Source organism: Nocardiopsis sediminis, assembly GCF_042650565.1.
Lineage (GTDB): Bacteria > Actinomycetota > Actinomycetes > Streptosporangiales > Streptosporangiaceae > Nocardiopsis_B > Nocardiopsis_B sediminis.
This window is the reverse complement of the sequence record NZ_JBHSBH010000010.1, coordinates 82,150-106,844: the sequence shown is the minus strand read 5'-3', so window position 1 is coordinate 106,844 and position 24,695 is coordinate 82,150. Positions and strand designations below refer to the sequence as shown.

At 72.8% G+C, this 24,695-nt stretch carries 22 protein-coding genes and 1 pseudogene; 11 read left to right on the top strand and 12 right to left on the bottom strand.

The window, feature by feature from the left end:
* Nucleotides 1-15 precede the first annotated feature (15 nt).
* A complete protein-coding gene (locus ACFOVU_RS15495; protein ID WP_378534220.1) occupies nucleotides 16-1,215 on the bottom strand; it encodes a cytochrome P450 in 1,200 nt (399 codons plus the stop codon).
* 309 nt (nucleotides 1,216-1,524) lie between these two features.
* Between ACFOVU_RS15495 and ACFOVU_RS15490 the strand changes: the two genes are divergently transcribed.
* The 6 genes from ACFOVU_RS15490 to ACFOVU_RS15465 all read left to right on the top strand — a co-directional run bounded on the left by ACFOVU_RS15490 (nucleotide 1,525) and on the right by ACFOVU_RS15465 (nucleotide 12,490).
* Nucleotides 1,525-2,604, top strand: coding sequence for a C45 family autoproteolytic acyltransferase/hydolase (locus ACFOVU_RS15490; protein ID WP_378534218.1), 1,080 nt, complete (start codon nucleotides 1,525-1,527; stop codon nucleotides 2,602-2,604).
* Between the two features lie 492 nt (nucleotides 2,605-3,096).
* Nucleotides 3,097-3,228 carry a hypothetical protein gene (locus ACFOVU_RS15485; protein WP_378534216.1) on the top strand — a complete coding sequence of 44 codons (132 nt, stop codon included), beginning with the start codon at nucleotides 3,097-3,099 and terminating at the stop codon, nucleotides 3,226-3,228.
* A 155-nt stretch (nucleotides 3,229-3,383) separates the two neighbouring features.
* The gene (locus tag ACFOVU_RS15480) at nucleotides 3,384-4,703 is read left to right on the top strand and encodes a lanthionine synthetase C family protein (RefSeq protein ID WP_378534214.1); all 1,320 of its coding nucleotides are present in this window, start codon (nucleotides 3,384-3,386) and stop codon (nucleotides 4,701-4,703) included.
* Nucleotides 4,700-7,966, top strand: a complete 3,267-nt coding sequence (locus ACFOVU_RS15475) for a lantibiotic dehydratase (RefSeq protein WP_378534212.1) — start codon at nucleotides 4,700-4,702, stop codon at nucleotides 7,964-7,966. Before ACFOVU_RS15480 ends, ACFOVU_RS15475 begins: the two co-directional genes overlap by 4 nt.
* Before the next feature lie 761 nt (nucleotides 7,967-8,727).
* Nucleotides 8,728-10,479, top strand: a complete 1,752-nt coding sequence (locus tag ACFOVU_RS15470) for an ABC transporter ATP-binding protein (RefSeq protein ID WP_378534210.1) — start codon at nucleotides 8,728-8,730, stop codon at nucleotides 10,477-10,479.
* Nucleotides 10,480-10,612: 133 nt separating this feature from the next.
* Nucleotides 10,613-12,490, top strand: coding sequence for an ABC transporter ATP-binding protein (locus ACFOVU_RS15465; RefSeq protein ID WP_378534208.1), 1,878 nt, complete (start codon nucleotides 10,613-10,615; stop codon nucleotides 12,488-12,490).
* A 65-nt stretch (nucleotides 12,491-12,555) separates the two neighbouring features.
* Here the strand turns inward: ACFOVU_RS15465 and ACFOVU_RS15460 are convergent, their stop codons facing one another.
* Together ACFOVU_RS15460 and ACFOVU_RS15455 are read right to left on the bottom strand one after the other, a co-directional pair.
* The gene (locus ACFOVU_RS15460) at nucleotides 12,556-12,726 is read right to left on the bottom strand and encodes a DUF397 domain-containing protein (RefSeq protein ID WP_378534206.1); all 171 of its coding nucleotides are present in this window, start codon (nucleotides 12,724-12,726) and stop codon (nucleotides 12,556-12,558) included.
* Complete coding sequence (locus tag ACFOVU_RS15455) at nucleotides 12,719-13,483, bottom strand: Scr1 family TA system antitoxin-like transcriptional regulator (RefSeq protein ID WP_378534205.1); 765 nt, start codon at nucleotides 13,481-13,483, stop codon at nucleotides 12,719-12,721. Before ACFOVU_RS15455 ends, ACFOVU_RS15460 begins: the two co-directional genes overlap by 8 nt.
* Before the next feature lie 354 nt (nucleotides 13,484-13,837).
* Between ACFOVU_RS15455 and ACFOVU_RS15450 the strand changes: the two genes are divergently transcribed.
* Nucleotides 13,838-14,128, top strand: coding sequence for a hypothetical protein (locus ACFOVU_RS15450; RefSeq protein WP_378534203.1), 291 nt, complete (start codon nucleotides 13,838-13,840; stop codon nucleotides 14,126-14,128).
* 19 nt (nucleotides 14,129-14,147) lie between these two features.
* Nucleotides 14,148-14,282, top strand: a pseudogene (locus ACFOVU_RS15445) (IS5-like element ISDge16 family transposase); the annotation flags it as partial.
* Between the two features lie 63 nt (nucleotides 14,283-14,345).
* On the opposite strand, the gene ACFOVU_RS15440 reads toward ACFOVU_RS15445, so the two are convergent.
* Nucleotides 14,346-15,071, bottom strand: coding sequence for a nitroreductase (locus tag ACFOVU_RS15440; protein ID WP_378534201.1), 726 nt, complete (start codon nucleotides 15,069-15,071; stop codon nucleotides 14,346-14,348).
* Between the two features lie 106 nt (nucleotides 15,072-15,177).
* On the opposite strand from ACFOVU_RS15440, the gene ACFOVU_RS15435 reads away from it, so the two are divergent.
* The 3 genes from ACFOVU_RS15435 (at nucleotide 15,178) to ACFOVU_RS15425 (ending at nucleotide 16,894) form a co-directional block, all read left to right on the top strand.
* Nucleotides 15,178-15,771: a TetR/AcrR family transcriptional regulator gene (locus tag ACFOVU_RS15435; RefSeq protein WP_378534199.1), complete on the top strand. Its 594-nt coding sequence runs from the start codon at nucleotides 15,178-15,180 to the stop codon at nucleotides 15,769-15,771.
* 294 nt (nucleotides 15,772-16,065) lie between these two features.
* Nucleotides 16,066-16,368: a threonine dehydratase gene (locus ACFOVU_RS15430; protein ID WP_378534197.1), complete on the top strand. Its 303-nt coding sequence runs from the start codon at nucleotides 16,066-16,068 to the stop codon at nucleotides 16,366-16,368.
* 94 nt (nucleotides 16,369-16,462) lie between these two features.
* Entirely contained in the window at nucleotides 16,463-16,894 is a 432-nt protein-coding gene (locus ACFOVU_RS15425; protein WP_378534195.1) for a hypothetical protein, read from the top strand.
* A gap of 103 nt (nucleotides 16,895-16,997) precedes the next feature.
* On the opposite strand, the gene ACFOVU_RS15420 is transcribed toward ACFOVU_RS15425, so the two are convergent.
* The 8 genes from ACFOVU_RS15420 to solA all read right to left on the bottom strand — a co-directional run bounded on the left by ACFOVU_RS15420 (nucleotide 16,998) and on the right by solA (nucleotide 24,521).
* Entirely contained in the window at nucleotides 16,998-17,669 is a 672-nt protein-coding gene (locus ACFOVU_RS15420) for a GntR family transcriptional regulator (RefSeq protein ID WP_378534193.1), read from the bottom strand.
* A 47-nt stretch (nucleotides 17,670-17,716) separates the two neighbouring features.
* A complete protein-coding gene (locus ACFOVU_RS15415; RefSeq protein WP_378534191.1) occupies nucleotides 17,717-18,673 on the bottom strand; it encodes a D-2-hydroxyacid dehydrogenase in 957 nt (318 codons plus the stop codon).
* 11 nt (nucleotides 18,674-18,684) lie between these two features.
* Nucleotides 18,685-19,368, bottom strand: coding sequence for a haloacid dehalogenase type II (locus ACFOVU_RS15410; RefSeq protein ID WP_378534189.1), 684 nt, complete (start codon nucleotides 19,366-19,368; stop codon nucleotides 18,685-18,687).
* Nucleotides 19,369-19,440: 72 nt separating this feature from the next.
* Nucleotides 19,441-20,547 carry an ABC transporter ATP-binding protein gene (locus ACFOVU_RS15405; RefSeq protein WP_378534188.1) on the bottom strand — a complete coding sequence of 369 codons (1,107 nt, stop codon included), beginning with the start codon at nucleotides 20,545-20,547 and terminating at the stop codon, nucleotides 19,441-19,443.
* Complete coding sequence (locus tag ACFOVU_RS15400; RefSeq protein WP_378534186.1) at nucleotides 20,544-21,344, bottom strand: ABC transporter permease; 801 nt, start codon at nucleotides 21,342-21,344, stop codon at nucleotides 20,544-20,546. The genes ACFOVU_RS15405 and ACFOVU_RS15400 overlap by 4 nt, the downstream gene beginning before the upstream one ends.
* On the bottom strand, nucleotides 21,344-22,219 hold the full coding sequence (locus ACFOVU_RS15395) for an ABC transporter permease (protein ID WP_378534184.1): 876 nt from the start codon (nucleotides 22,217-22,219) through the stop codon (nucleotides 21,344-21,346). Before ACFOVU_RS15395 ends, ACFOVU_RS15400 begins: the two co-directional genes overlap by 1 nt.
* Nucleotides 22,216-23,316, bottom strand: coding sequence for an ABC transporter substrate-binding protein (locus ACFOVU_RS15390; protein WP_378534183.1), 1,101 nt, complete (start codon nucleotides 23,314-23,316; stop codon nucleotides 22,216-22,218). The genes ACFOVU_RS15395 and ACFOVU_RS15390 overlap by 4 nt, the downstream gene beginning before the upstream one ends.
* A gap of 68 nt (nucleotides 23,317-23,384) precedes the next feature.
* Complete coding sequence (gene solA / locus ACFOVU_RS15385; protein WP_378534182.1) at nucleotides 23,385-24,521, bottom strand: N-methyl-L-tryptophan oxidase; 1,137 nt, start codon at nucleotides 24,519-24,521, stop codon at nucleotides 23,385-23,387.
* Between the last annotated feature and the right edge of the window lie 174 nt (nucleotides 24,522-24,695).

Here is a 24,695-nt window from a genome sequence, read left to right as displayed (position 1 = left end):
GTTCCGCTCCTCGTCTCACCAGCTGACCGGCAGGGCGGTCAGCCCTCGTGCCAGTGATCCAGTCTTCCACGGCAATTCGGGTTCGGGGACGGCGAAGCGGAGCCGGGGGCAGCGCCGGGTCAGAACGCGCAGGGCGACCCGGAGCTCTTGGCGGGCCAGCTGCGCGCCCAGGCAGTGGTGGACGCCGTGGCTGAACCCGAGGTGCGGGTTGTACTCGCGGTCCAAGACCACCTCCTCCGGATCGTCGAACACGGCCGGGTCGCGGTTGGCCACGGAGATGAAGGGGATCACCGCCTCGCCCGCGCGGACGGTGCCGCCGGAGAGCTCGACGTCCTCCAGCGCGTAGCGGGCCATGTCCGACGCCTCGCCGAGGGGGACGTGGCGGGTCAGCTCCTCGACCGCCGCGGGGATCAGGTCAGGGTCGGCCACGAGGCGCGCCCATGCCCCCTCGCGGATCAGCAGGGCGTAGACGAAGTTGGGGATCTGCGAGACCGTGGCCCCCTGGCCGGTGATCAGCAGGGTCATCGCCAGCGACACCATCTCGGCCTCGCTCAGGCGGTCGTGGTCGTCGCGGGCCTCGACGAACCCGGTGATGAGGTCATCGGCGGGCTCGGCGCGGCGGAGTTCGATCAGCTCGGCCACATACGCGCGCAGTGCGTCGGTGTGCTCCTGGACTTCGCCGGGGGTGTAGGCAGTGGTGGCGACGATGGCTTCACACCAGACGCGGAACCGCGAGCGGTCCTCGAAGGGGACACCCAGCAGCTCGCAGATGACGGCGATCACCAGGGGCACGGAGAAGCGCTCGACCAGGTCGGCGGGGGCGCCGGCGGCGAGCATCTCGCCGACGAGACGGTCGGCGATGCCCTCGGTGCGCGGATGCAGCGCCGCGACCCGCCGGGCGGTGAACGCCTTGGCCACCAGCCGGCGCAGCCGGGTGTGGTCGGGCGGGTCCATGGAGAGGATGACATCGGGGCGCATCCGCAGCGGGCGGGCGCGGGGTTCGTCGCTCCGGACCGCGGCGGCTCGGCTGAAGCGCAGGTCGGACAGCACGGTCTTGACGTCCTGGTAGCGGGTGACCAGCCACGCGTCGTCGCCGTAGGCGAGCCGCACGCGGACCAGGGGGCCGTCGCGCACCTCGGCGTAGGCGGGGTCGAGGTTGAGGCGGTCCGGGGGGCTGAAGGGGTAGGGGCGCGCGGTGGATCCGGTGGTTGTCACGCAGTGGGCTCCCGATGGGTCGCTGCCGATAACGCCGGTCGTTGCGGGGACGCGCCCGTGCGGACGGACCACGGGCGATTCCCGTGTGCAATCGATCCTTCACTTTATGTTAGGACTATTCGCCCGCCCCGTCCCGGGATTCGCCGATGACATCCGGGCGGCCCCCCCACTGGCCGACCTGATGACCCGCGCCGACCCCCGCTACGACGACCCGCCCGGCACCTGACCGCGTCGGCCCCACCGCCCCGGCCCCGCCCCCGAGCCGCCGCCGGCGTTCCGGCGGCGCACCGAGACCCCGGAGGAATCTCCATGACCGTGCACACCTTCGTCTCCCCCGCGGCCGGACCCGCTGAGCGCGCCCGCGCGTTCGGGGCGGCCTGGCGCGCCGAGATCGGCGCGAACCTGGAGGGCTACCTGCGCCTGTTCGCCGCCGTCGGCGCGCCCGCGGACCGGGTGCGGCCGTGGTCGGAGGCCGCCCTCGACCAGACCGCGGCCTGGGCGCCGGCGCTGGCGGAGGAGATCACCGGCATCGCCGCCGGGGCGGGGATCGAGCCCTGGCAGGCCGCGGCGCTCAACGCGCGCACCGAGATCCTGGCGGCGGCCGGGCACCGCGGCCGCGGCGAGTGCTCGACGGCGGTGGTCCTGCCCGCCGGAGGCGGGGCGCCGCGCACCACGCAGACCTGGGACTGGCACGACGCGCTGGGCGCGGACCTGGTGGTGTGGGCCGTGGAGCCGCGCCCCGGGCACACGGTGCGCTGCTTCACCGAGTTCGGGGTGCTGGGCAAGATCGGGGTGAACAGCGCGGGGGTGGGGGTGCACTTCAACATCCTGCGCCACACCTCCGACCATGCGGGGATCGGGGTTCCCGTGCACGTCGTCGCGCGCCGCATCCTGGACGACGCCGCGAGCGTGGCGGAGGCCGCCGAGATCGCGCGCTCGGCGCGCGTCTCGGCGTCCTCGGTGATCACCGTCGCGGCCGCCGGCGGAGGGCGCGGGGAGGCGCGCTGCCTGGAGCTGTGCCCGCAGGGCGTCGCCGAGCTCCACCCGGACGATGACGGGGTGCTCCTGCACACCAACCACTTCCTCGACCCGGTCCTGGCCGAGGGCCAGCAGCCGATCCTGGACGACTCCTCCACCCACCCCCGGCTCGCCGCCTTGGGCGACCGCGCCGCCGCCCTCGGTGCGCAGGACCCGCTGGAGCGGGCAGGGGCGCTCCTGGACCACGAGGCCGACGGCAGCGGGATCTGCTGCCACCCCGACCCGGCCAAGCCCTTCCACGAGCGCTGGCAGACCCTGCTGACCATCGCCCTGGACCTGGAGAACGCCCGCCTGGCCTATCACGGGGGCGGGCCCTGCACGGCGGCTCCGGACACCTGGCACACGTTCTGACCCGCCGGGCCCGGGCAGCGCAATTGGCGGACCACTGGAGGCGAATGGAATTTTCACGCGCGCACGAGAAGGAATTCGCTCACCCACGGTAGCCGGTGCACGGAAACCGACCACCGCGATGGAGAAATCGAATCGGCAACGATATCGCGCCCCTCGGTTTCGCCGTCAGTGAAGAATTGAGGCGAGAATTCACGTTAAAGGTCCCACGAATGACATATGCGGGAACGGGGCGCCCTCACGTTCATGAGCCATCGTCCGACCTGCACATCCACCGCACAGCGCGGATCGGCGGCATGATCCACCCTTGACCCTCCCGTCCGGCGGAGTTAGATTCTCACCGGCTCGTTTCCCGTATTCCTACGAATACGGGAAAGTGGCGGCGACGCTGCCCCGAATCGGTGTCACTTTTCGGCCGTTCCCCGCGCGAAGGAATGGAACGGCCGATCGCGGCCGGCAGGATCCGATCCCGCTCCCTCGGCTTCAGGAGGTCACATGAACGACGAATTCGACCTGGACGTCCGCGTCTCCTACACGCCGCCCTCGGTGGACATCGAGGCGTGCACCGACAACTCCTGCCCGTGCTACACCCTGCCGTGCCAGTCCGTCCCGTCCTGCATGTTTTAACACCATCCCCACCGCAGGCCGATGAGGCGGCGGGCCCCGGAACGGTCGCCACACGCGGGCGGCCGGCGTGATCGGGGCCTCCGCCGGATGAGGCGGCACGGCCGTCCGGCGGGCGCCCCGCGAACCGTGGCGCGTCCGCCGGGCGGACCGTCCGCGTGGACGACGGGAGGCTCATGGCCGGGGACGGCCCTTACGACGTGACCAGGGGCGACGTGGACAAGGTCGCCCGCGAGACGGCCGACCGGCTGGCCGGAGCGGCCGGAGAGGGCCCGGCCGCCCCCTTCCTGGGCGGCGGCGACCTCGGCATCGCGCTCGCCCTGCTCTACGCCGGTGAGACGTTCGACGACGACGGCCACCGCGGCGCCGCGCGGGCCCTCCTGCGCCGCGCGGTCGACGCCACCGCCCGCACCCCGCTGACGTCTCCCGGGCTCTACGACGGCACCGCGGGCTTCGCCTGGGTGCTGGCCGAGTTCGCCCGGTCCGAACCGCGCTACCTCCCCGCGCTGGACCGGCTCCTCGCCCGGCTGGAAGAGCAGGTCAGCGCGCTGCCGCCGCCCGATGGCGGCGGGGCGGCGTCCCGCGACTACGACGCGATCAGCGGAGCGGCCGGCGCACTCGCCGCCGTCCTCAAAGCCGGAGAGGTCGCCGGCGGTCGCGACACCCTCGCCCACACCCTGGTCGGCAGGCTGCTGGACTACACCGCGACCGGCGCCGACGCCGTGCCGCACTGGTACTCGCCGCCCGCCCTCCACCCCGCGGCCGCCCCCTGGTACCGGGACCGGTTCCCGCACGGCATGTACAACCTGGGCTTCGCGCACGGGCTGCCGGGGGTGCTGGCCGCGCTGTGCGCGGCCGCGTCGCGCGGCATCGGCGGGTCCGCGGTCGTCGCGCGCATCCGCGCCCTCTCCGCCTGGCTGGCCGAGCACCGGATCGACGACGCCGACGGCCCCTCCTGGCCGGGCGCGCTCCAGGCCCGGCCCGGCACCCGCCTGCCCGACAGCGGCGCCCCCATGCCCCCCGCCCGCACCGCGTGGTGCTACGGGGCCCCGGGCGTGGCGGCCGCCCTGCTCTCGGCCGCCGCGGTCACCGGCGACACCGCGCCGCGCGACCTCGCGGTGGCCGCGCTCGAGCGCGTGGACCGCACCCCCGAGGCCGAGCAGCAGGCGTTCGCGCCCACCCTCTGCCACGGCCGCGCCGGCCTGCTGGCCTGCTACCGCCGCGCCCACACCGCCACCGGCCTGCCCACCCTGCGCCGGATGGCCGACTCCGCGCTGGCCGAGGTGTACGCCCAGGCGTCGCGCGAGCACCCCTACGTGTTCGCCGACCAACCGCGGCCCGGCAGCCTCGCCCACACTCCCGGCCTCCTCGAAGGCGCCGCGGGCGTCCTGCTCGCCCTGCTCGGCGAGCCGGGGACGCCCGCGGCCCGCTGGGACGACGTGCTGTTCCTGACCCCGAACGAGATGGCCGCCCCATGAACCGCGACCAAGCCGCCTACCAGCCGCACGGCATCTTCCTCCTCCGCGCACCCGCACTGCCCACCCGCCCACTGCTGGAACTCCTGCGCTCACTGCCCGCCCGGCAACCGGAGGCCGGGGACGCCGGCCACTGGGCCGACGGCTACACCGAAGGACTCCTCAAACTGTGGGCACGGCCGGAGGTGGCCGCGGCGATCCGCTCGGTCTCCCCCGACCTCGCCGCCGCCGTCGACCGCCTCGACGACCTCTCCGCACGCGACCGGCGGCGCGCCGCGATGTCCCTGGGCCGCTACCTCAACCGGATGAGCGTCCGGGCCACCCCGCTCGACCTCGTCGCCGGGGTGGCCGGCGGCGCCTTCGGCGACGCGGCGCCCGTGCGGCTGGCCGCCACCGCGATCGGGCACGCGCGCGCCCGCCCCGACATGGGCTGGGCGATGCACCTGTCCCAGGCCCTGGCCAGGGACACCGCACACCCCGCCGACCTGCGCGTCCGCCTCAACGACCTGCTGTACGAGGCGCGCGGGCGGGTCTGGCTGGCCACCGCCGACGGCTACGGAACAACGGAGAGCCGCACCTCCCGCGCCCGCAACGGGCGACCACTGCTGGCCCGGGAACACCGCGCGGTCAGCATCCGCCTGACCGGCCCGGTCCGCACGGTCCTCGACCACGCCCGGACCCCGGCGACCCTGAGCGACCTGCGCGCCCACCTGCGCGCCGCCTATCCCGATGTCGCCGCCGAGCGCGTCGACGCGCTGCTGCGGAACATGCTCGACCTGGACATCCTGCTCACCGCGGCCCGCCCCGGGATACTGACCGGCGGGGACGCCCCGTCGCTCCCGGAGGCCGGCCGCCCCGAGACCGCGGCGGTGCTGGCATCGGTGGCCACCGCCATCGGGGACTTCAACGCCGGACGGCTCGGACCCGACGAGGTCCGCGCCGGCGTCGAGGCCCCCGCGCGGGCGGCCGCCCCCGGATACGACGGGCCCGTCCTCCAGATCGACGCCGCCTTGGACACCGCGGCGCCGCCCGTGCTGCCCCCGGAGACGGCGCGGCTGGCACAGGACGCCGTCGCCGCGCTCGCCCGGGTGACGGCCGACGCCTACCCCGTCGCGCTGAGCGAGTACGCCGACGCCTTCACCGAGCGCTACGGCCACCGCGCCCGGGTGCCCGTGGCCGAGGTGCTCTCCGAGGAGTCCGGCCTCGGCCCGCCGCCCGGCTACCTCCAGCCCCAGCGGTCCTACCCGCTGCGGGTCCGCGCCGTCGAGCCACCGTCGGCCGCCGCCCGCGACGCCGTCCTCGGGCGGCTGGTGTCCACCGCGCTGGCGCGGCGCAGCCGCGGGGTCCACCTGGAGGACGCGCGGCTGACCGAACTCGCCGCCGCCTCGGCGGGCGGCGACGATACGCGGCCGTCGCTGCCGACGCTCGACCTGTGCCTCCAGTTCTCGCCCCCGGGCCCCGGCCGCGACCGCTGGCGCGCCGTCGTCACCGGCACGGGCGTGGCCCGGGGCGGCCGCACGTTCGGCCGCTTCCACGACCTCCTCGACCCCGCCACGCAGGCGTCCCTGCGCGACCTGGCCGCGGCCGAGGAGCGGGCGGAGCCGGACGCGATCACCGTGGAACTCACCTACCTGCCGGCCGAGGCCAGGGCGGCCAACGTGTCCACCCGCCCGGCCCTGCACGACTGGGAGCTGCCCGTCAACGTGGCGCCGAGCCGGCCCCGCGAGCGCGTCATCGCCCTCTCCGATGTCCTGCTGGAGGTGGCCGGCGGGCGCCTGCGCCTGCGCAGCCGCACCCACGGGCGGCCGCTCAACGTGGTCCAGGGCTCGCTGCTGAGCCCCGGGCGGGCGCCGAACATCTGCCGGTTCCTGCTCCAGGTATCGGCGGCCCGCACCCGCCCCGTGGCCGCATTCGACTGGGGCGGCCTCGCCGACACCATGCCCTTCCTGCCCCGTGTCGAGCGGGGCGACGTCGTCCTGCGCCGGGCGCGCTGGCGGCTCCGGGAGGCCGACCTCGCCGCCGGAGCCGCGGAGGACCCGCTGCGGTTCGCCGAGGCCGTCCGCGCCTGGGCCGAGACGTGGATGGCGCCGGAGGCGCTGTACTGCGTCCAGTCCGACAACGCCATCCTGCTGGACCTGGCGTCCGCGCCGTCGCTGGCGGAGCTGCGCTCGGAGCTGCGGCGCTCGCCCGACAGCGGCGTCCTGCTGGAAGAGGCGCTGCCCGGCCCCGAGGACGGGTTCCTGCGCGACGCGGCCGGCGAGCCCTACGTCGCCGAGGTCGTGGTGCCGTTCGTGTCCACCGCCGCCACGGCCACCCGCGTGCCCGCCGCCGCACCGGCCGATGCGGCCGCCGGTGCCCCCGCCGCCGGGGCGTCCCGGCCGCGCGACCGGGTGCTGCCCACCGGTGACCGGGCGCTGCCCACCGGCGAGCGGGTCGGACCGGTCGGCGGCGACTGGGTGTTCGCGAAGCTCTACGCCGAGCCCGAGGCCCACGACGCGCTGCTGACCGAGGACCTGGCCGCCCTCACCGCCGCGCTGCGCGAGCGCCGGGGTGTGGCCGGGCCGTTCTTCATCCGCTACATCGATTCAGCGCCCCACCTGCGCGTCCGCTTCCGCGTGCCGGACGCCGCGCTGCGCCGGGAGGTCCTGGGCGACGTCGCGGAGTGGGCCCACGGCCTCACCGCGCAGGGCAAGGTGACCGATGCGGCCTTCGCGTCCTATCTCCGCGAGGTCGACCGCTATGGCGGCCCGGGCCTCATCGGCGACGCCGAGGAGTGGTTCCGCCAGGACAGCGCGGCCGCCACGCTGCTGCTGCGCGGGCTGCGCGCAGAGCCGGGCGCCGACCGGACCGGCATGGCCGCGGTGGGGCTGGAGCGGCTGGGCCGGGCGCTCCTGCCCGATCCGGAGGAGCGCCGGCGCCTGGCCCGCTCCGCCGTCCGGACCGAGGCCGGCGGCGACGCCTACCGGTCGGCCAAGCGGGCGCTGTGGGCCGACCTCACGGGCACCGGTGGTGGCGCCCCGATCCTCGATGCGGCCGAAGCGATCTGGCGCCCCGCGGCCGAGCGGTTCATGGGCCGCCTCGGCGAGCTGGAGCGGTCGGGCGAGCTGTGGAGCGGCCGCACCGAGATCGTCCGCAGCCTGCTGCACATGCACTGCAACCGGATGGGGCTGAGCCGCACCGAGGAGGAGGCCGCCCACGGCATGTGGCGCCGCCTCCTCGACCGGATCGCCCACACCCCCGGTAGCGACGGGGCCGGACCGCGATGAGGCTCCTCGCCGCGCGCGGGGCGCGCGGGGCGGCCTCGGCGTGTCCGGCCCACGCTGGCCGCCCGGACCCCGGCGCCGAACGGACCGGGCCGGCCGCAGTGGTGCTGGAGCGGCCGGACCGGACGCTTGTGCCCGGACCGGAGAAACACCGGCGCCTCGCCCACCTCGCCACCCGGACCGAGGCCGACGCTGACGCCCACCGGCTGGCCGAACGTGAGCCGGACCGCGATGAGGCTCCTCGCCGCGCACGGCGCGCGGGGTTACCGGGCCGGCGGCACACCCTCCTCACCAGGGCGCGGGGCGGCCTCGCCCGCCCCACTCCGGTCGCGCCGACCCCGGCGCCGGCGGACCGGGCCGACCGCGGCAGCGGCCGGAGCGGCCGGACCGCGCGCCTGCCCGACTCGCAAGAGCACCGACTCCTCGCCCACTCCGCCGCCCGCACCGAGGCCGACCGTGCCCCCACCGTTCGGCCAAGCATGGGCCGGACCGCGATGAGGCTCCTCGTCGCGCCCGTCGCGCAGGACGCCGAGGGCCCCACCCCCGCCTGGGCCTTTGCGGAGCACCTCCCCCTCCCCCACTCCGGGCAGGGCGCACCGCATTGCGGGCCACGGAAAAACGAACCGCAGACGAACGCGGATCAGGGTAGCCTTACCTGAGTTCCGATCAGTTTGCGGGGAGTCCCATGATCCATCGGCAGTCGGTCGCCGTGCCCGGTCGCCGCCTCGGCACACCGCGTCGTTCCAGAAGCGGAGCGGTGTGCCATGGCGGATGACGCTGATTCCCCGCCGCGCGGGCGCGGCGGCCCGCTGCTGTGGCGGGCGCTGGGCCGCAACCGGGGCCGGGTGGCCGTCGGGGTCGTGGGGACGTCGGGGCACCAGGTGGCCGAGGCGCTGGTGCCCGTCGCCATCGGGCTGATCATCGACCGCGCCGTGGCCACCGGCTCCCCTGGCGCGCTGGCGGTGTCGCTGGCCGGCCTGGCCGCGCTGTTCACCGTGCTCACACTGTCGTGGCGCTATGGTGCGCGCTCACTGGTCGTCGCCATGCAACGCGAAGCGCACCTGCTGCGGGTCGAGGCCGCGGGCAAGATGATCGACCCCCGCCGCCAGGACACCGGCAGGCTCTCGGGCGAGCTGCTGAGCATCGCCACCTCCGACGCCGACCGCGTCTCCCGGCTGCTGCACTTCGCCCCCGCGTCCGTGTCCGGGCTGGCGGGGCTGGGCGTCTCCGCGTTCGTGCTGCTGCGCATCGACCTCGCGCTGGGCCTGGGCGTGCTCATCGGTGTGCCGCTGCTGGTCGTGGCCGCCCAGCTGATCGGCCCCGTGCTGACCCGCCGCGCCGCACTCCAGCAGGCCGCCACCGCCGAGACCACCGCGCTGGCCACCGACCTGATCCGCGGGATCGCCGCGCTGCGCGGGATCGGCGCCGAGCACAACGCGGCGCGGCGCTACCGCGACTCCAGCGCCGCCGCCCTGCGCAGCACCCTGCGCGCGGCCGCCCCCACCGGCGCCTACCACGGCGTCACCACGGCCGGCGGCGGGCTGCTGCTGGCCGCGGTCGCGGCGTTCGCCGGCTGGGCGGCGCTCCAGGGCCGGATCAGCATCGGCGAGCTGATCACCGTGGTGGGGCTGGCCCAGTTCATCACCGAGCCGGTGCGCGAACTGGGCCTGTGCGGGCAGGGCATCGCGCTGTGCCGGGCCTCGGCCCGGCGGCTGGCCGCGGTCCTCGACGCCGGCTTCCGGCTCACCCCGGGCGACCACGTCGCCGGCGACGCCGGCCGGGTGGAGCTGCGCGACGTGCACCACGGGCCGCTGCGCGGGTTCGCCATGACCCTCAAGCCCGGCGAGCTGCTGGGCGTCGTCGGCTACGACCCCCTCGACACGCAGGCCCTGGTCGCGCTGCTGGCCGGGCGGGTGCCCCCGCAGGAGCGCAGCGGCGAGATCCTGCTCGACGGGGTCGCCCTCGACCGCATCGACCTGCACGCCGCGCGCGGCGCGGTGCTCGTCGAACCCCACGAGGTCGACCTGTTCGAGGGCACGCTGCGCTCCAACGTCCTCATCGGGCGGCCCGCGGGCCCCGACGACGGCCCCGCCGGCACCGACACCGTCCTGGCCGAGGCGCTGCGCGCCTCCGCCGGCGACGAAGTCGTCCGCGCCCACCCCGACGGCCTCGACCACCGCATCACCGACCGCGGAACGACCCTCTCCGGCGGCCAGCGCCAGCGGCTGGGCCTGGCGCGGGCGCTGGCGGCCCGGCCGCCCGTCCTGGTCCTCGACGAGCCCACGACCGCGGTCGACGCCATGACCGAGGAGTCCATCGCCGAAGGCCTGGCCCTGGCCCGGCACGACCCCGCGGCGGGGGGCGCCTACGGGACGATCGTGGTCACCAGCAGCCCGGCCCTGCTCGCCCGCGCCCACCGGGTGCTGGTCATCGACAACGGCGCGGTCACCCTGGAGGGCACCCACGCCGAACTCGCCGCCTCCGACGCGGGCTACCGGAAGGCGGTGCTGCGTTGACCGCCCCTCCCCTGGAAGGCGAGCAGACGGCGGATCGCCCTGAGGGCGATTCGCGCACCCCTGCCCGTGCCCTGCTCCGCAGGGACTCGGTTCCTCCCCGGCCCGAAGGCCGGGGCATCCCCGGAGGTTCCCCGTGACGGTCGAGACCCCCCGCCCCCCTGAGGACGCGCCTCCTCCCTCCCCTGCCGGCTCCCCCTCCCCCACCGCCGCACCCGACCCGCCGGCTACAGCGTTCGCACCCGACCGCGCCCACCGGCTGCTGCCGGTCGCCTCGGCCCGCACCACCCTGGCGGTGACCCTCGCGGGGCTGCGCGGGGCCCGGGCCGCGGGCCTGTGGGCGCTGGCCCTGTCCGTCGCGGCCAACGCCTGCGGGCTGGTCGCCCCGTGGGTCCTCGGCATCCTGGTCGACGACGTCACCCGCGGGACCGCCTCCGGGCGGGTACTGGCCCTGTCTGCGCTCATCGCGGGCGCGGCCGTCGCCGGCGGCGTGCTCAGCGCGTTCGCGTTCACCATGATCACCCGCACGGGCGAGACCGTCCTGGCCCGGCTGCGCGAGGACGTCGTCGAGCGGGCCCTGCGGCTACCCGCGCCCGTCCTGGCCCGGCTCAGCAGCGGCGACCTGCTCTCCCGGGTGGGCGACGACGTCCAGGTGGTCGGCGACGCCGTCCGCGAGAAGATCCCGCTCATCGTGTCATCCCTGATCACCGTGGTCCTCACCATGGGCGGCATGTTCGCCCTCGACTGGCGTCTGGGACTGGCCGGCATGTGCTCGCTGCCGGTCTATGCGCTATCGCTGCGCTGGTACCTGCCGCGTTCGGCCCCGCTGTTCGCCCAAGAGCGGGCGGCCATGGGCGAACGCGCCCAGGCGCTCGTGGGGTCGCTGCACGGCGCCGAGACCGTGCACGCCTACCGGCTCAACGAGCGCCGCCTGGCCCTGGTCAACGAGCGCTCAACGGCCGCCATGGACACCACGGTGCGGGTGTTCCGCCTGTTCACCCGCTTCGCGGGCGGCATGAACCTGGCGGAGTGCGTCGGGCTGTCGGCGATCGTCGCCGTGGGGTTCTGGCTGGTGGGCGCCGACGCCGTGACCGTCGGCGCGACCACCGCTGCGGCCCTGTACTTCCACCGCCTGTTCGGCCCGCTGGGGGCGATCATGCTGACCTTCAACGACGTGCAGTCGGCGGGCACCAGCCTGGCGCGCATGGCCGGGGTGATCCGGCTGCCCGCCCCCGAGGTGCCCGAGGACCACGCGCGGCCGGCCGACTCCGGGATCGAGATCCGCGGCGTGGGCCACCGCTACGACGACGGCCCGGCGGTGCTCGACGGCATCACCCTGCGCATCGAGCCCGGTGAGCGGGTGGCCCTGGTGGGCAGCAGCGGCGCCGGCAAGACGACCCTGGCGTCGGTGGTGGCGGGGCTGGTCGCCCCCGCCGAGGGCACGGTGCTGCACGGCGGCGTGCCCATGGAGCGGCTGCACCCCGATGCGCTGCGCCGACACCTGGCCCTGATCAGCCAGGAGGCGCACGTCTTCGCGGGGACCTTCGCCGACAACGTCCGGCTGGCCGCGCCCGGCGCGACCGACGAGGAGGTGCTCGGCGCGCTGGAGGCGGTCGGCGCGCGCTCCTGGGCGCTCGCGCTGCCCGACGGCCTGGCGACCGTGGTCGGCGAGAGCGGCCTGCGGCTGACCGCGCACCAGGGCCAGCAGCTGGCGCTGGCACGCCTGATCCTGGCCGACCCCGCCGTTGCGGTACTGGACGAGGCGGGCGCCGAGGCGGGCAGCGCCGGGGCCCGCGACCTGGAGCGGGCCGCAGTGGCCGCCACCGAGGGCCGCACCACCCTGGTGGTGGCCCACCGGCTACCGCAGGCGGTCGAGGCCGACCGGATCGTGGTCTTGGACGAGGGCCGCATCGTGGAAGTGGGCCCCCACGACGACCTGGTCGCCCTCGGCGGCCGCTACGCGGCGCTATGGTCGGCCTGGCAAGAGGGCGGCCGACCCCTGCCGACCGCGTGAGCGTGAACGCGACCGCGGCCCCGGGGATGTCCCCGGGGCCGCGGTTGTGTTTGCCGGTCCGCTGGCTACAGGCGGTCGACGTCGGTCAGAAAAGCACGCCACTCGGACACGGAGAACGAGAGGGATCCGGCGTCCCGGTGCTTCGTGTCGCGTACGTCAGCGCCCGTCCCGTCCTGGCGGACTTCCACGCAGTTGGAACCGTTGGGGGAATAGCTGGAGGTGTGCCAGTCACTCATAGACGTCCTTCAATGCTGCGAGCGAGAGATCTACCGGCAGGGATGCCGCCAGTGCTGCTGTGAACAGAACACTCACGCGTTCGTGGGTGTCGGGGGTCATTGTCACACTACCGTCCGCGTAGTCGCTGGTGATCACCAGGTCCCCGCCCCGCAGGCGGAACAGCATGACCGGTGATGTGGGGACCACCATGATCGAACCCGTTGGCACAACGTGAAGAGCCACCCTGCCGGTGGCAGCCCATTCCACGAGGTGCCGGGATTGCTCTTTAGCAATCCCGTCAGGAAGGCCGGTCAAAGCCGACAACGGGAACACGGCCGTGACCCGCAGATCCGGGAGTTCGCCCAGTCGGTCGCACCTCAGCTTGGTGAGCTGATCCAGTTCTTCCGATGATGCCAATGGCCGACTTGCAGAGAACACGAAGCGTGCGTATGACTCGCATTGGAGATACCCGGGCACGAGCGACGGCGCGGCGATGGACAGCTGACGCGCGGCTCGTTCGATCGCGTCCAGGTCCCGTGCCCACTCGGGGATCCCGTTTCCGGTGGTGGAACGGCGCCACGCGGCCAGCAGGTCACCGTTGGCGCCCAGAGCGGCATCCAGGCGTTCCGCATTATCCCGTTTCGGCATGGAACCACCCTTTTCCCAACGGTTGACACTGGAATGCGCAGTGCCGCTCCGGGTGGCCAGCTGAAGCTGCGTAAGCCCTGCCAACTCGCGGAATCGAGCAAGTGCTTCAGAGAAGGCGATGGGGGTCATCTCCCCACGATAGCGATGGGATCTCAAGGCGGTACGGCGAATCCCAAAAAATTCGCGAACACTACGGGATCTTGCTAATCGTCGCCACCTTGTCTATGGAGGCGTCCTATTCCGCCGCCCCCTTACACAAGCCGCCCCGGCGCCGCGTGAACGACCCGGGACACGGCCACCGTCTGATCTCGGAGCGACGATGACGACAAACAGCGTAGCCAAGCCGAGCGTCCGCGTACGCCCGTACCGGGTGAAATGGGAACAAGGCGAACGAGACGCACGCCTCGCGCGGGCCGCATGGTACGCGCGGCATATGCGTGAGGCATTGGCCGCCGCCCGAGCGGAGCGTCGGGGAGTCACCGCATGATCTCCGACATCCGGCAGGTCACCGTGCCGGAACTCCGCCAATGGGCCATGCAACACCGCGTCGAAATCCGGGAGCTTGAGAGCCGCGATCTCTTGGGCTTCAGGATCTTCTCAGCCGAATGCGGCCACGAGACCCGCGTGGCCAAGGTCCCTCCAGACGAGCCCATCGCCATCCGTGAGAAGTGGGACGAATACGTCCGGGCTGCACTCGCCCGGATGACGGAACCCGAACTCCGGCGCTACCTCGCCGAACACCCCGTGTACGGCTACCTCGGCCCGCAGACCTAGCCACTGCGGAACAGGCGTAGGCTCCCGCGGCGGCCGGCCGCCGCGCTTCGATCCGGCCGGCTACCGCGAGCGCCATGCGGTGGAATGCGGCATCAATCGCCTCAAGCGCCACCGGGCTGTCGCCGCGAGATACGACGAACTCGCCGTCCGATAGGAGTCGACCGTACTGATTGCAGTCCTCAATGAGTGGCTGTGACCAGCAATTTCGCGACGGACTCTAGCTGTGGAAGGTGGTGGTCGACTCCAAGGCCGCCCGGCCGGTCGCGACCTGGTTCACCGGTGCGTCCTCGTCTGCGTAGCCGAAGGAGATGCCCACGAGCAGCTTTCCTTCGTCCACGCGGAGTTCGTCGCGGACGGTGTCCGCGTAGAAGCTGAGCATGCCCTGCGGGCAACTGGCCACGCCATAGGCGGTCATGGCCAGCAGCAGCGTCTGTAGGTAGGCGCCGGCGTCGGCGGCCAGTCGCGGTCCGCCGTCGCCGGTGACGAACAGGAACGCGGCGTGGGGCGCTCCGTAGAAGCCCATGCTCTCCACGTCGTAGGCGGCGCGGGCCGGGTGGTCGTCGGGGCCGATGCCCAGCGCCGCGTACAGGCCAGCCCCGAAGGCGGCCCGCCGTTCCTGGTGGACGGGGGCGTACATGTCCTCGGCGTAGGGGTAGTCGGCCGTGACGCGTCGCTCGGCGTGGGCCGTCCGCAGGGCGTCGGCCAGGCGGTCTCGTCGTGCGCCGCCGACGATCTCGACCCGCCACGGCTGCGCGTTGGAGTTGGACGGCGCGGCGCCGGCGAGGGAGAAGATCGCGCGCAGAACGTCCTCCGGCACCGGGTCGGGTCGGAACGCGCGGGTCGCGCGACGCCCGCGGATCAGCTGCTCGGCGTACTCCCCCGTGCGTGTCCCGCCGGTAAGTGTCTCGCTCGTGCGTGTCCGGGTGAAGACCGGCCTGCTCATGGAACTCTCCTCTTCAGGATCACTTAAGTAAACGCTGACGTTTACCTAGAAGCTCACCATACAACAGCCACCCCTTCCGAAGTAAACACAGTCGTATACTTACCTCATGACCACGGCGACGACGGCATCTCGACGGCAGGGTCGCGGAGGGCGGGAGCGTATTCTGGCCGCAGCGGCCGGACTGTTCGCGGCCCAGGGGATCAACGCGACACGCATGGAGCAGATCGCGGAGCGGGCTCCAGTGTCCAAGCGCACCCTCTACGCACACTTCCCAACCAAGGACGAGCTCGTCCTCGCCCACTTGAAGAACCTCGCTTCGACGGGGCGCACCCTGGAGGGCGTGCTGGTACGCAAGGACCTCCCCGCCAAGGAGAGAATCCTCGCGCTGTTCGATCCGCCCCCGGCGGCCACTGATCCAGTGCGCGGATGCCCGTTCATCGACGCCGCCGTGGAGTTCCCCGACCCGCAGAACGCGGTCCACTCCTACGCCCGCGAACAGAAACTGCTGATGGTGCGACTGGTGGCCGACCTGGTAGCGGAACTGGGCTGCCGCCAGCCCACCTTCCTCGCCGAGCAACTCGTGACCCTCGCGGACGGCGCCGCCAGCCGCGCCATGGTGCTGGGCGAGGCGGACTACGGCCGGTATGCGCGGACGGCGGCGGAGATCCTCCTGGACAACGCGCTGCCGGCCACGGACTGACGGGCCCCGCCGAGTCGCCGGTGCGCCTAGGCATGTAAGGCCCCGTCGTTCGACCGAGAGGCAGGCGGGACTTTCGTAACACGCCCTAGAGGGGCGCACGTAATTCACACATCCCCATTTTGAACGGAAATGGCGTTTGTTCCGCCTTGACCAGGGAAGACGTTCACCCTGAGCCGAGTCGTTCCCGCCTGGGCGCACATCGCGTTGCTACCGTGAAAACGACGGGAATCAGAGGATCGATCACCCATCTTCAAGTGAAGCCGATTGTCGAATTGACGGGTCGGGGGGAAGGGCATGACGGCGACACAGCACGAGATCCACACGGAACACGGCCACCGGCACGGCGAGGGGTGCGGGCACGTCGCGGTCCCCCACGAGGACCATGTGGACTACGTCCACGACGGGCACCTGCACCACAGGCACGACGACCACTGGGACGACTGTGGTGCGGGCGGTCCCCACCGGACCCACGACGGCCACGGCCACCTGCACGGTGACGGGTGCGGCCACGTCGCGGTCCCCCACGACGACCACGTCGACTACGTCCACGACGGGCACCTCCACCACCAGCACGACGACCACTGGGACGAGCACTGAGGCGGGGCGCAATACCCGGAGCGCCACCGGCTGTCTCGGTACGCTGGCCGCCAACCGCGCCGCGCCAGGCGCGCGACAGCGACCCGGGGAGCCCATGGCGCACCGACACCCCACCGCCCTCGACGCCGAGCACGTCACCCACCCCGCCGCGCGACGGCTGCTGAAGGCCGAGCTGGCCAACTGCGCGCCGTGCCGTGCGCGGGCCGGCTCCGAGGCGCTGGCGGACCTGGAGCCCTCGGGGGTCTTCGACGCGCTCCTGCGCGGCTACGCGCTCAAGCGCGCACAGCAGTGGCGCACCCGCCGCACCCGCTACCCGGTCACCCTCGCCGACCTGGCCCCGCCGCACGAGCTGCGGTTCCTCGGCCGCGCCACGCACGAGGTGGCGCGGGGCTGCGTGATCGAGTCGCGGGCGGGCCACAAGGTGGCCACCACCGACGCGCTGGCCGAGCTGCGCCTGCTGACCGACGAGGAGCGCGCCGCGGTCCTCGGCGACGTCATCGACGGCATCCTGGAGGGCGAGGGCTGAGGACCCCGTTCCCGTTCCCGGGCCCGGTACAGCCCGGTGCGGCGGCCGGGCCGGGCACCCGGGCCGAGGGACCGAAGTGCCGCAGGCCCGGCCCGCGGCGGCGTCAGCCGGCGGCGTCCGCCGCGCGGATCGTCTTCACCGAATTCTGGAGGTGCCAGTCGATCTCGCGCAAATAGTCATCGGCGTCGCCCGCGCGGAGAAGATCGGCGAGCCGCTGATGGTGTTCCAGGATGACATCGGGCGGATCGTAGATGTACTCGAATTTGTGGATGCACAGCAGCGTTTCGGCGATCAGCGTGGAGAACATCTTGCTCAGCCGCCGGCTGCCCGCGGCGTCGACAATGGTGCGGTGGAATGCGAGGTCGGCGCGGGCGACCTCGCCCCAGACCCGCCCGGCGAGCGCCGCGCGCATGTCGGCGAGTACGCCGTCGAGCGCGGCGACCAGCCCGCCGAGGTCGCGGGAGAACACCACGCGCGCCGCCTCGCGCTCCACGGCCAGGCGCGCCCGGTAGACGTCGGCGATGTCGTCGGAGTCGAGCTCGACCACCGAGGTCCCGCGGTTGCGCACCGATGTGAGCAGGCCCTCCTGGACCAGCCGCTGCACCGCCTCGCGCACGGGGCCGCGGCTGGTCTCCAGCCGCGCGGCCAGGTGGACCTCGTTGATCTGCTCCCCGGCCGCGAGCACGCCGTTGAGGATGCGCTCGCGCAGCAGGTCGGCGATGAGATCGGCGGTCCCCTGGTGCCTCATGGGCTTGACGGTGTCGAGCCCGCCCATCGGGTCTCCTCCCAATGATCGGCCGGGCCGGTTGCGCACCGGCCCGGTCACACGACGAATCCCAGATCTTTGCGGACGACGTTCAGCAATGGCCGGCCCGAGCGGAACCGTTCGAAGTTCTCGGTGAAAACGTCGAGCAGGGAATCGCGCCACCCGAAGAAATCCCCCGCCATATGCGGGGAGATAATAACATTCGGGCACCCCCACAAAGGATGTGACTCCGGCAGCGGTTCGTGGTGGAAGACGTCCAGCGCGGCCCCCGCGATCCGCGCGCCGAGCAGCGCTTCGGTGAGCGCATCCTCGTCGACGATCGGCCCGCGCGCCACGTTGACCAGCCGCGCGTCGGCCGCCATCGCGTCGATCACATCGGCGCCGACCAGTCCGCGGGTCTGCTCGGTAAGCGGCGCCGCGACGATCACCCACTGGTAGCCGCCCACGACCGCGGCCAGCTCATCGGGGCCGTGCACCGTTGCGAACACGTCGTCGCCGCCCCGCCGCGAGCGGCCCACCGCATCGACGCCGACGCCCACCGCGCCCAGCAGGGACCCGATCGCCCGGCCGATGGCGCCGGGACCGACGACCAGGGCCCGGGTGCCGCGCAGCCGGGCGGTGGGCCGGTGCTCCCAGCGCCTCCCACCCTGGCGGCGCAGGGTGCCGGGCAGGTCCTTGGCCAGCGCCAGCACCAGGCCCAGCACGTATTCGGCGATCGTGTCGTCGAGCACACCGCGGACGTTGGTCACCACGACGTCGCTGTCGATGACCTGCGGGGTCAGGACGCGGTCGACCCCGGCGCTGGAGACGTGCATCCAGCGCAGCGCCGAGGCGCGGGGCCACGCCGCGGCGATCCCATGCGCCGAGAAGTCCCACACCAGCAGGGCGTCGGCCCCTTCGATCGCGGCGGGCAGCTCCGCGGGCGCCGCGTAGCGCACCTCGGCGCCGGCGAGGTGGGAGAGATCGGGGCGGTGGCCGCCGACGGCGACGGCCAGGGTGGTGGTGTGGGACATGGCCCCATCCTCTACCGGTCGCCGGCGATGCCCAGCAGCGGGGGCAGCGCCGACAGGTCGGCGATCTCGTCGTAGGGCCGGTAGTACTCGCTGCCCTTGCGGTTGTACCGGTTGACCCACACCCGGCGGATCCCGTACTTCTTCGTGGGCATGATGTCGTACTCCCAGCCCTGGGCGGCGTGGGTGATCTGGTCCAGTGACTGCGGCAGCACCGAGAACAGGTGCTGGAAGGCCTGGTCGCGGGGCTTGTAGGCGCCGGCCTGCTCGGCGGTGACCACGTGGTCGAACTCCACCCCGATGGCGGCCACGTGGTGGGGGATCAGGTCGTCGTCGCTGTTGGTGATGATCGCGATCTCATATCCGCCCTCCTTGAGCCGGCGCAGGGCGGCGGGGACCTCGGGGAAGGCGGGGAAGCGGCGGGCGGCGTCCATGAGCCGCTCGTAGTCCTCGTCGTGGAACGCGATGCCGTGCAGGAGCATGCACGTCTCCAGCGTCTGGCGGACGATGTCGGCGTAGCGCCGGTAGGGCTGCGCCACGCCCTGGAAGCGCATGATGCGCAGGTTGTCGAGGAATTCGTCGTGGTCGACGCCGACCTCGTCCAGGCGGTCGCGCACGATGGGCAGGGTGGCGCGGTTGAGGTCGAAGTCGACCAGGGTGCGGTAGCAGTCGAAGGTCACTACGGGCTTGGTGGGCACTGTTCCATTCCATCCTTGGGGTGGCCGGCGGGTGGGCGGGGCGGCACCGGGGGTGCCGCCCCGGGTGCGGGGTCAGCTGGGGCGGGGGCCGTCGGGGACGACCACGGACTTCTCCGGGTCCCAGGCGACGATCGCCTCGTCGCCGGGGGCGAGCGCGGCGCCGTCGGAGCGCGTGGCGGTGCGCGCTGTGACGGTGGTGCCGTCAGGGCAGGTGAGCAGGCACTTCTTGGCGACACCGAGGTAGATCCACTCGGTGACCGTGGCGCGGATGCGGTTGTGCCCGGCGGGGATCGTGTCGCCGGCCGCCATCGGGTACACCGCCACGTTCTCGGGGCGCAGGACCAGCGCCGCGGGGGCGCCGTCGGGGGGTGTGCCGCCGCCGGGCGCGGTGGTCAGTGCAGTGCCGCCGAAGGCGAGGGTCCCGTTGGAGCAGGTGCCGCGCAGCACCGTGGACTCCCCCACGAAGTCGGCGACGAACAGGGAGGCGGGGCGCTCGTAGAGGTCTTCGGCGGTGCCCAGCTGCTCGATCCGGCCGGCGTTGTAGATGGCGATGCGGTCGCTCATGGCCAGGGCCTCCTCCTGGTCGTGGGTCACGTAGACCACGGTGGCCCCCAGCTCCCGGCAGATGCGGGTGATCTCGATCTGCATCGCCTCGCGGAGCTTCTTGTCGAGCGCGCCCAGCGGCTCGTCCATGAGCAGCAGCCGCGGTTTGAACACGGTGGCGCGGGCGAGCGCGACGCGCTGCTGCTGGCCGCCGGAGAGCTGGGCGGGCTTGCGGTCGCCGAAGTCCGAGAGCTGCACCAGGTCGAGGGCCTCGTCGACCAGCTTTTTGCGCTCGGCGCCGTTGATGCCGCGCACCCGCAGCGGGTAGCCGATGTTCTGGGCCGCGGTCATGTGCGGGAAGAGCGCGTACTGCTGGAAGACGATGCCGAGTTCGCGGCGGTGCGGCGGGATCCCGGCCAGCTCGGTGCCGTCGAGGGTGATCGACCCGGCTTCGGCCTCCAGGAACCCGGCGATGAGGTTGAGGGTGGTGGTCTTGCCCGACCCGGAGGGGCCGAGCATGGTCAGGAACTCGCCGGGGCGCACGTCGAGGCTGACGGAGTCCACGCCCCGCTGGCCGCCATAGGACATGCGCACATCGGACAGGCGGAGTTCTCCGCCGAGGGTCGTGGCGGTCACGGCTTCACTGCCTTCCGGACGTTCCTGCGGGCCCCGATCCATGCGGCGGTGACGACCAGCACGATGGTGGTGGCCATGACGAGCGTGGCGGCGACGGCGAGGGTCGGCGACAGCTCCGTCTGCACCTGCTGCCACATGACGACGGGGAGGGTCTTGACGATGGGGCTGGAGAGGAAGATCGACAGGATCAGCTCGTCCCAGCTCGTGGTGAACGCGAACAGGGCGCCGCTGAGCACCCCCGGAGCGATCAGCGGCAGGGTGACCGTGCGGAACACGAACCACCGGGTGGCGCCGAGGCTGGCGGCGGCCTGCTCCAGCGACCGGTCCATGCCGTGCAGGCTGGTGGAGACGGCGATGTAGACCAGCGGGTAGGCGACCACGGTGTGGCCGAGGATCAGGCCGCCCAGGGAGCCGAGGATCCGCCAGTCGCTGTAGACGAGGAACAGGCCCACGGCCAGCACGACCAGCGGCATGATCATCGGGCTCAGGATCAGCACCTGGAGCAGGCCCTTGCCGCGGAACCGGCCGCGGATGAGCCCCAGCGCGGTCATGATCCCCAGCACCACCGACAGCACGGTGGTGCACACGGCGACCTGGAGGCTCTGGGCGACCGCCGACATCCACACCGGGTCGGTGAAGAACTCCCGGTACCACACGAGCGAGAGTCCCTGGGGCGGGAAGCTCAGGAACGCGCTCGCGGAGAACGACATCGGGATGACCACGAGCGTGGGCAGGATGAGCAGCGCGCCGACGGTGATGCCGAAGGCCTTGAGGGCCCAGGGGGTCTTTGCGGGCATCAGCGGCCTCCCGTGACGATGTCCTTGAACCCGACCAGGCGGGTGCCGAGGAAGAGGAAGGCCAGGGTCAGGGCGAGCAGGACGATGCCGATCGCCGAGCCGACGCCGAACTGGACCTGCTGCTCGACCTGGTTGACGATGAGCTCGGAGAGCATGGAGTTGCTCGGCGAGCCCAGGAGCGCGGGCGTGATGTAGTAGCCCAGCGACATCACGAAGACGATGAGGGCGCCGGCGACCACGCCGGGCGCCGTCAGCGGCAGGAACACGGTGCGGAAGGTGAAGGCGGCCGTGGCGCCGAGGCTGCGCGCCGCGGGCACCAGGGAGGGCGGGACGCGCCGCATGGCGGCGTAGATCGGGAAGACCATGAACGGCAGCAGGGAGTGGGTCATGCCGATCGTGACGCCGAGCATGTTGCGCATCAGTGGCAGGGGCGCGTCGATGATCCCCAGCGCCATCAGCGCGGAGTTGACGGTCCCGGTCTCCTGGAGCCAGACGGTCCAGGCGTAGGTGCGCACGAGCAGGCTGGTGAAGAACGGCAGGATCACCAGGAGGGTGAGGATGCCCGCCGCCACGGGGCCCGAGCGGTACATCAGGTAGGCGTAGGGGTAGGCGATCAGCAGGGCTGCCGCCGTCACCACGAGCGCCGTCAGGAACGTCTGGACCAGCGACCGCAGGTAGACGGGGTCGTCGACGAAGATGGCGTAGTTCTCGGGGCCGGGCTCGGTGACCGAGCGCAGCGCGGTCTGGAGGAAGGGGAACAGGAACAGGACGGTCAGGAAGACCAGGGCGGGCCAGACCAGGATGTTCCAGCCGCGGTGGCCCTCGGCGGCCGGGGCCGTGGCGGGGGCGCTCGGGGCGGGGTCGGTGGTGCTCATGCGGACCTCACCCAGTTCTGCCACCGGGAGTCGACCTCGGCGCGGTTGGCGTTGAGCCACCGGTTGTCGAAGTCGATGCCGATGTCGAGGTAGCTGGTGGGCAGGTGCTCGACCATGGAGGGTTCGACCAGGTCCAGCGCCTCGCGGTTGGTGGGGCCGTAGGGGATGTGGCGGGAGAGCTTGGCGTTGTTCTCCGCCGACAGGCAGAACCGGGCGAGGTCCATCGCGTGCTCGACGTTGGCGCCGCGGGGGACGACCAGGGAGTCGGCCTGGATGAAGTGCTGGTTCCACTGAATCGCGATCGGGGCGCCCTCCTTCTGGAGGTTGTAGACCCGGCCGTTCCACACCTGGACCATGCTGACCTCGCCGTCGGCGATGAGCTGGGCCGACTGGGCGCCGGTGGTCCAGAACACCGTCTCGTCCTTGATGGTGTCGAGCTTGGCGAAGGCGCGGTCGAAGTCGATGGGGTAGAGGTCCTCGGGGGCGACGCCGTCGGCGGTCAGCGCGATCTCCAGCACGGCGCCCGAGGGGAAGTTGCGTAGCCCGCGCCGGCCGGGGAACTTGTCGAGGTCGAAGAAGTCGGCCCAGCCCTCGGGCTCCTTGCCGCCGAACATGTCGGTGCGGTAGGCGAGCACGTTGGAGAAGATGGTGTGGCCCACGATCGAGTCGTGGGTGTACTCGGGCATGAGCTCGTCGAGGGGCAGGCCGTGCCCGGCGAAGTCGACCAGGGAGTCCCGGTCGGGGCCGAACCCGAAGTCGCCGGTGGCGGTCACCAGGTCCCACAGGACGTTGTCGCTGGCGACCATGGCCTGGAGCTTGGCGTAGTTCTTGGGCACGTCCTCGGCGACCCGCAGGTCGGGGCGCCGGGCCTGGAAGGGGGTGAGCCAGGCGTCGCGCTCGGCCGCCTGGTACTCGCCGCCGTCGGACACGAAGACGACCGTGCCTTCGCGCTGGCGCCCGAAGGCCGAGCAGCCTCCGATGGTGAGCTGGCCGGCGCCGGCCAGCCCGGTGAGTCCGGCGAGCCGGAGCAGCCGCCGGCGGTCGAGCCCGCCGCCGGTTCCGGCCGCCCAGGGCGCCTTTTCGTTCCTCGGTGACATCTGGTGGATCACCTCAATTCCGTGGGTGTCAATGCGGGGTGCCGGTGCAGGGGGACGGGCGAACGCCGTCAGCCCATGTCGGCCGGGGAGCCCCCTGGATGGCGGAGGAATCCGATGTCCAGGTCCGTGTGCCCGTCGACGGCCAATTGCGCGCCGGCCTCGCCGATCGCCGGGCACATCTTGAATCCGTGCCCGGAGAACCCGGCGAGGACGATCACATCGGCCATGTCCGGATGCGCGCCGACCCATTCCCGGTGGTCGGGGGTGTAGGTCTCGATATAGGTGTCGGTGCGCATGGGGTGGGGATCGAGGCCGGGCAGGTAGCGTTCGGCGGCCTGTTGGAACGGCTCCAGTTCCTCGGGGCGCACGACGCGCTCGACCTCGTCGGGGCGGTCTGCGGGCAGGTGGTGGTCGAACCCCAGGCCGATCTTCATGGCGGTGCGGTCGGGGACGGGCAGCCCGTAGCAGTAGGTGGGGACGGTGCGGATGAAGGGTGTGATGGTGGCGAGGTAGCCGGGGTCGCGGGCGAAGAACCAGGCCGAGATCAGCCGCCGCACGGTCAGCAGCGGGGCGAAGCGGGGCAGCAGGAAGTTGGTCCAGCCGCCTGCGGCGACGACGACCCGGTCGAACTCGGTCTCGCCGGTGTCGGTGGCCACGGCGACGCCGCGCGGGGTCTCGCGGATCTCGCGGACGGCCGCGGAGCGGTGGACGGTGGCGCCGTTGCGCTCGGCCAGGGCCGCGGTGGCGGCGACCGTCAGCTCGGGGCGGATCGAGCCGCCGTTGGGGTCCCAGATGGCGACGTCGCCGGGGTCCATCGCGAACTGGGGGTGGCGCTTCTTCAGCTCGGCGGCGTCGTAGACCTCGTGGGGGAGGTCGGAGGCGCGTGCGCAGGCCAGGGCGGTGCGCATCTGCTCGTGGGCGGGCGAGCCCATGGCCAGGGCTCCGTCGAGCACCCGCAGTTCGCGGCCGGTCTGCTCTTGCAGCTCGGTCCAGATCTCGTGGGCCCGGGCGACGAGCGGCGTGTAGCGGAGGTCCTCGATCTCGACGGTGCGGAAGAGCCGGGTCTCCCCGCCGGCGGCGCCGCGGGGGTGGCCGGGCCAGTAGGTGTCGTACCCGGTCGCGTCGACGCCGCGCCTGCTGAGCTGCCACAGGACCTGGGCGCCCATGGTCCCGAGTCCGACGACGCCTACCTTGAGCCTCGACATGCCTATTCCTTTCGAGCAAGGAATTCCTGTCTGCGGCGTTCATCACAACAGCGCCGAATGGCAACTGTCAACAGTTGGCAGAAAGTTCATAGGGCGGCAATCAGCGCAAACGTCCCCGACACGGCGACCGTACGGCGACAGCGGGCGCCGACACCCCCCGGAAACACGTGGGGC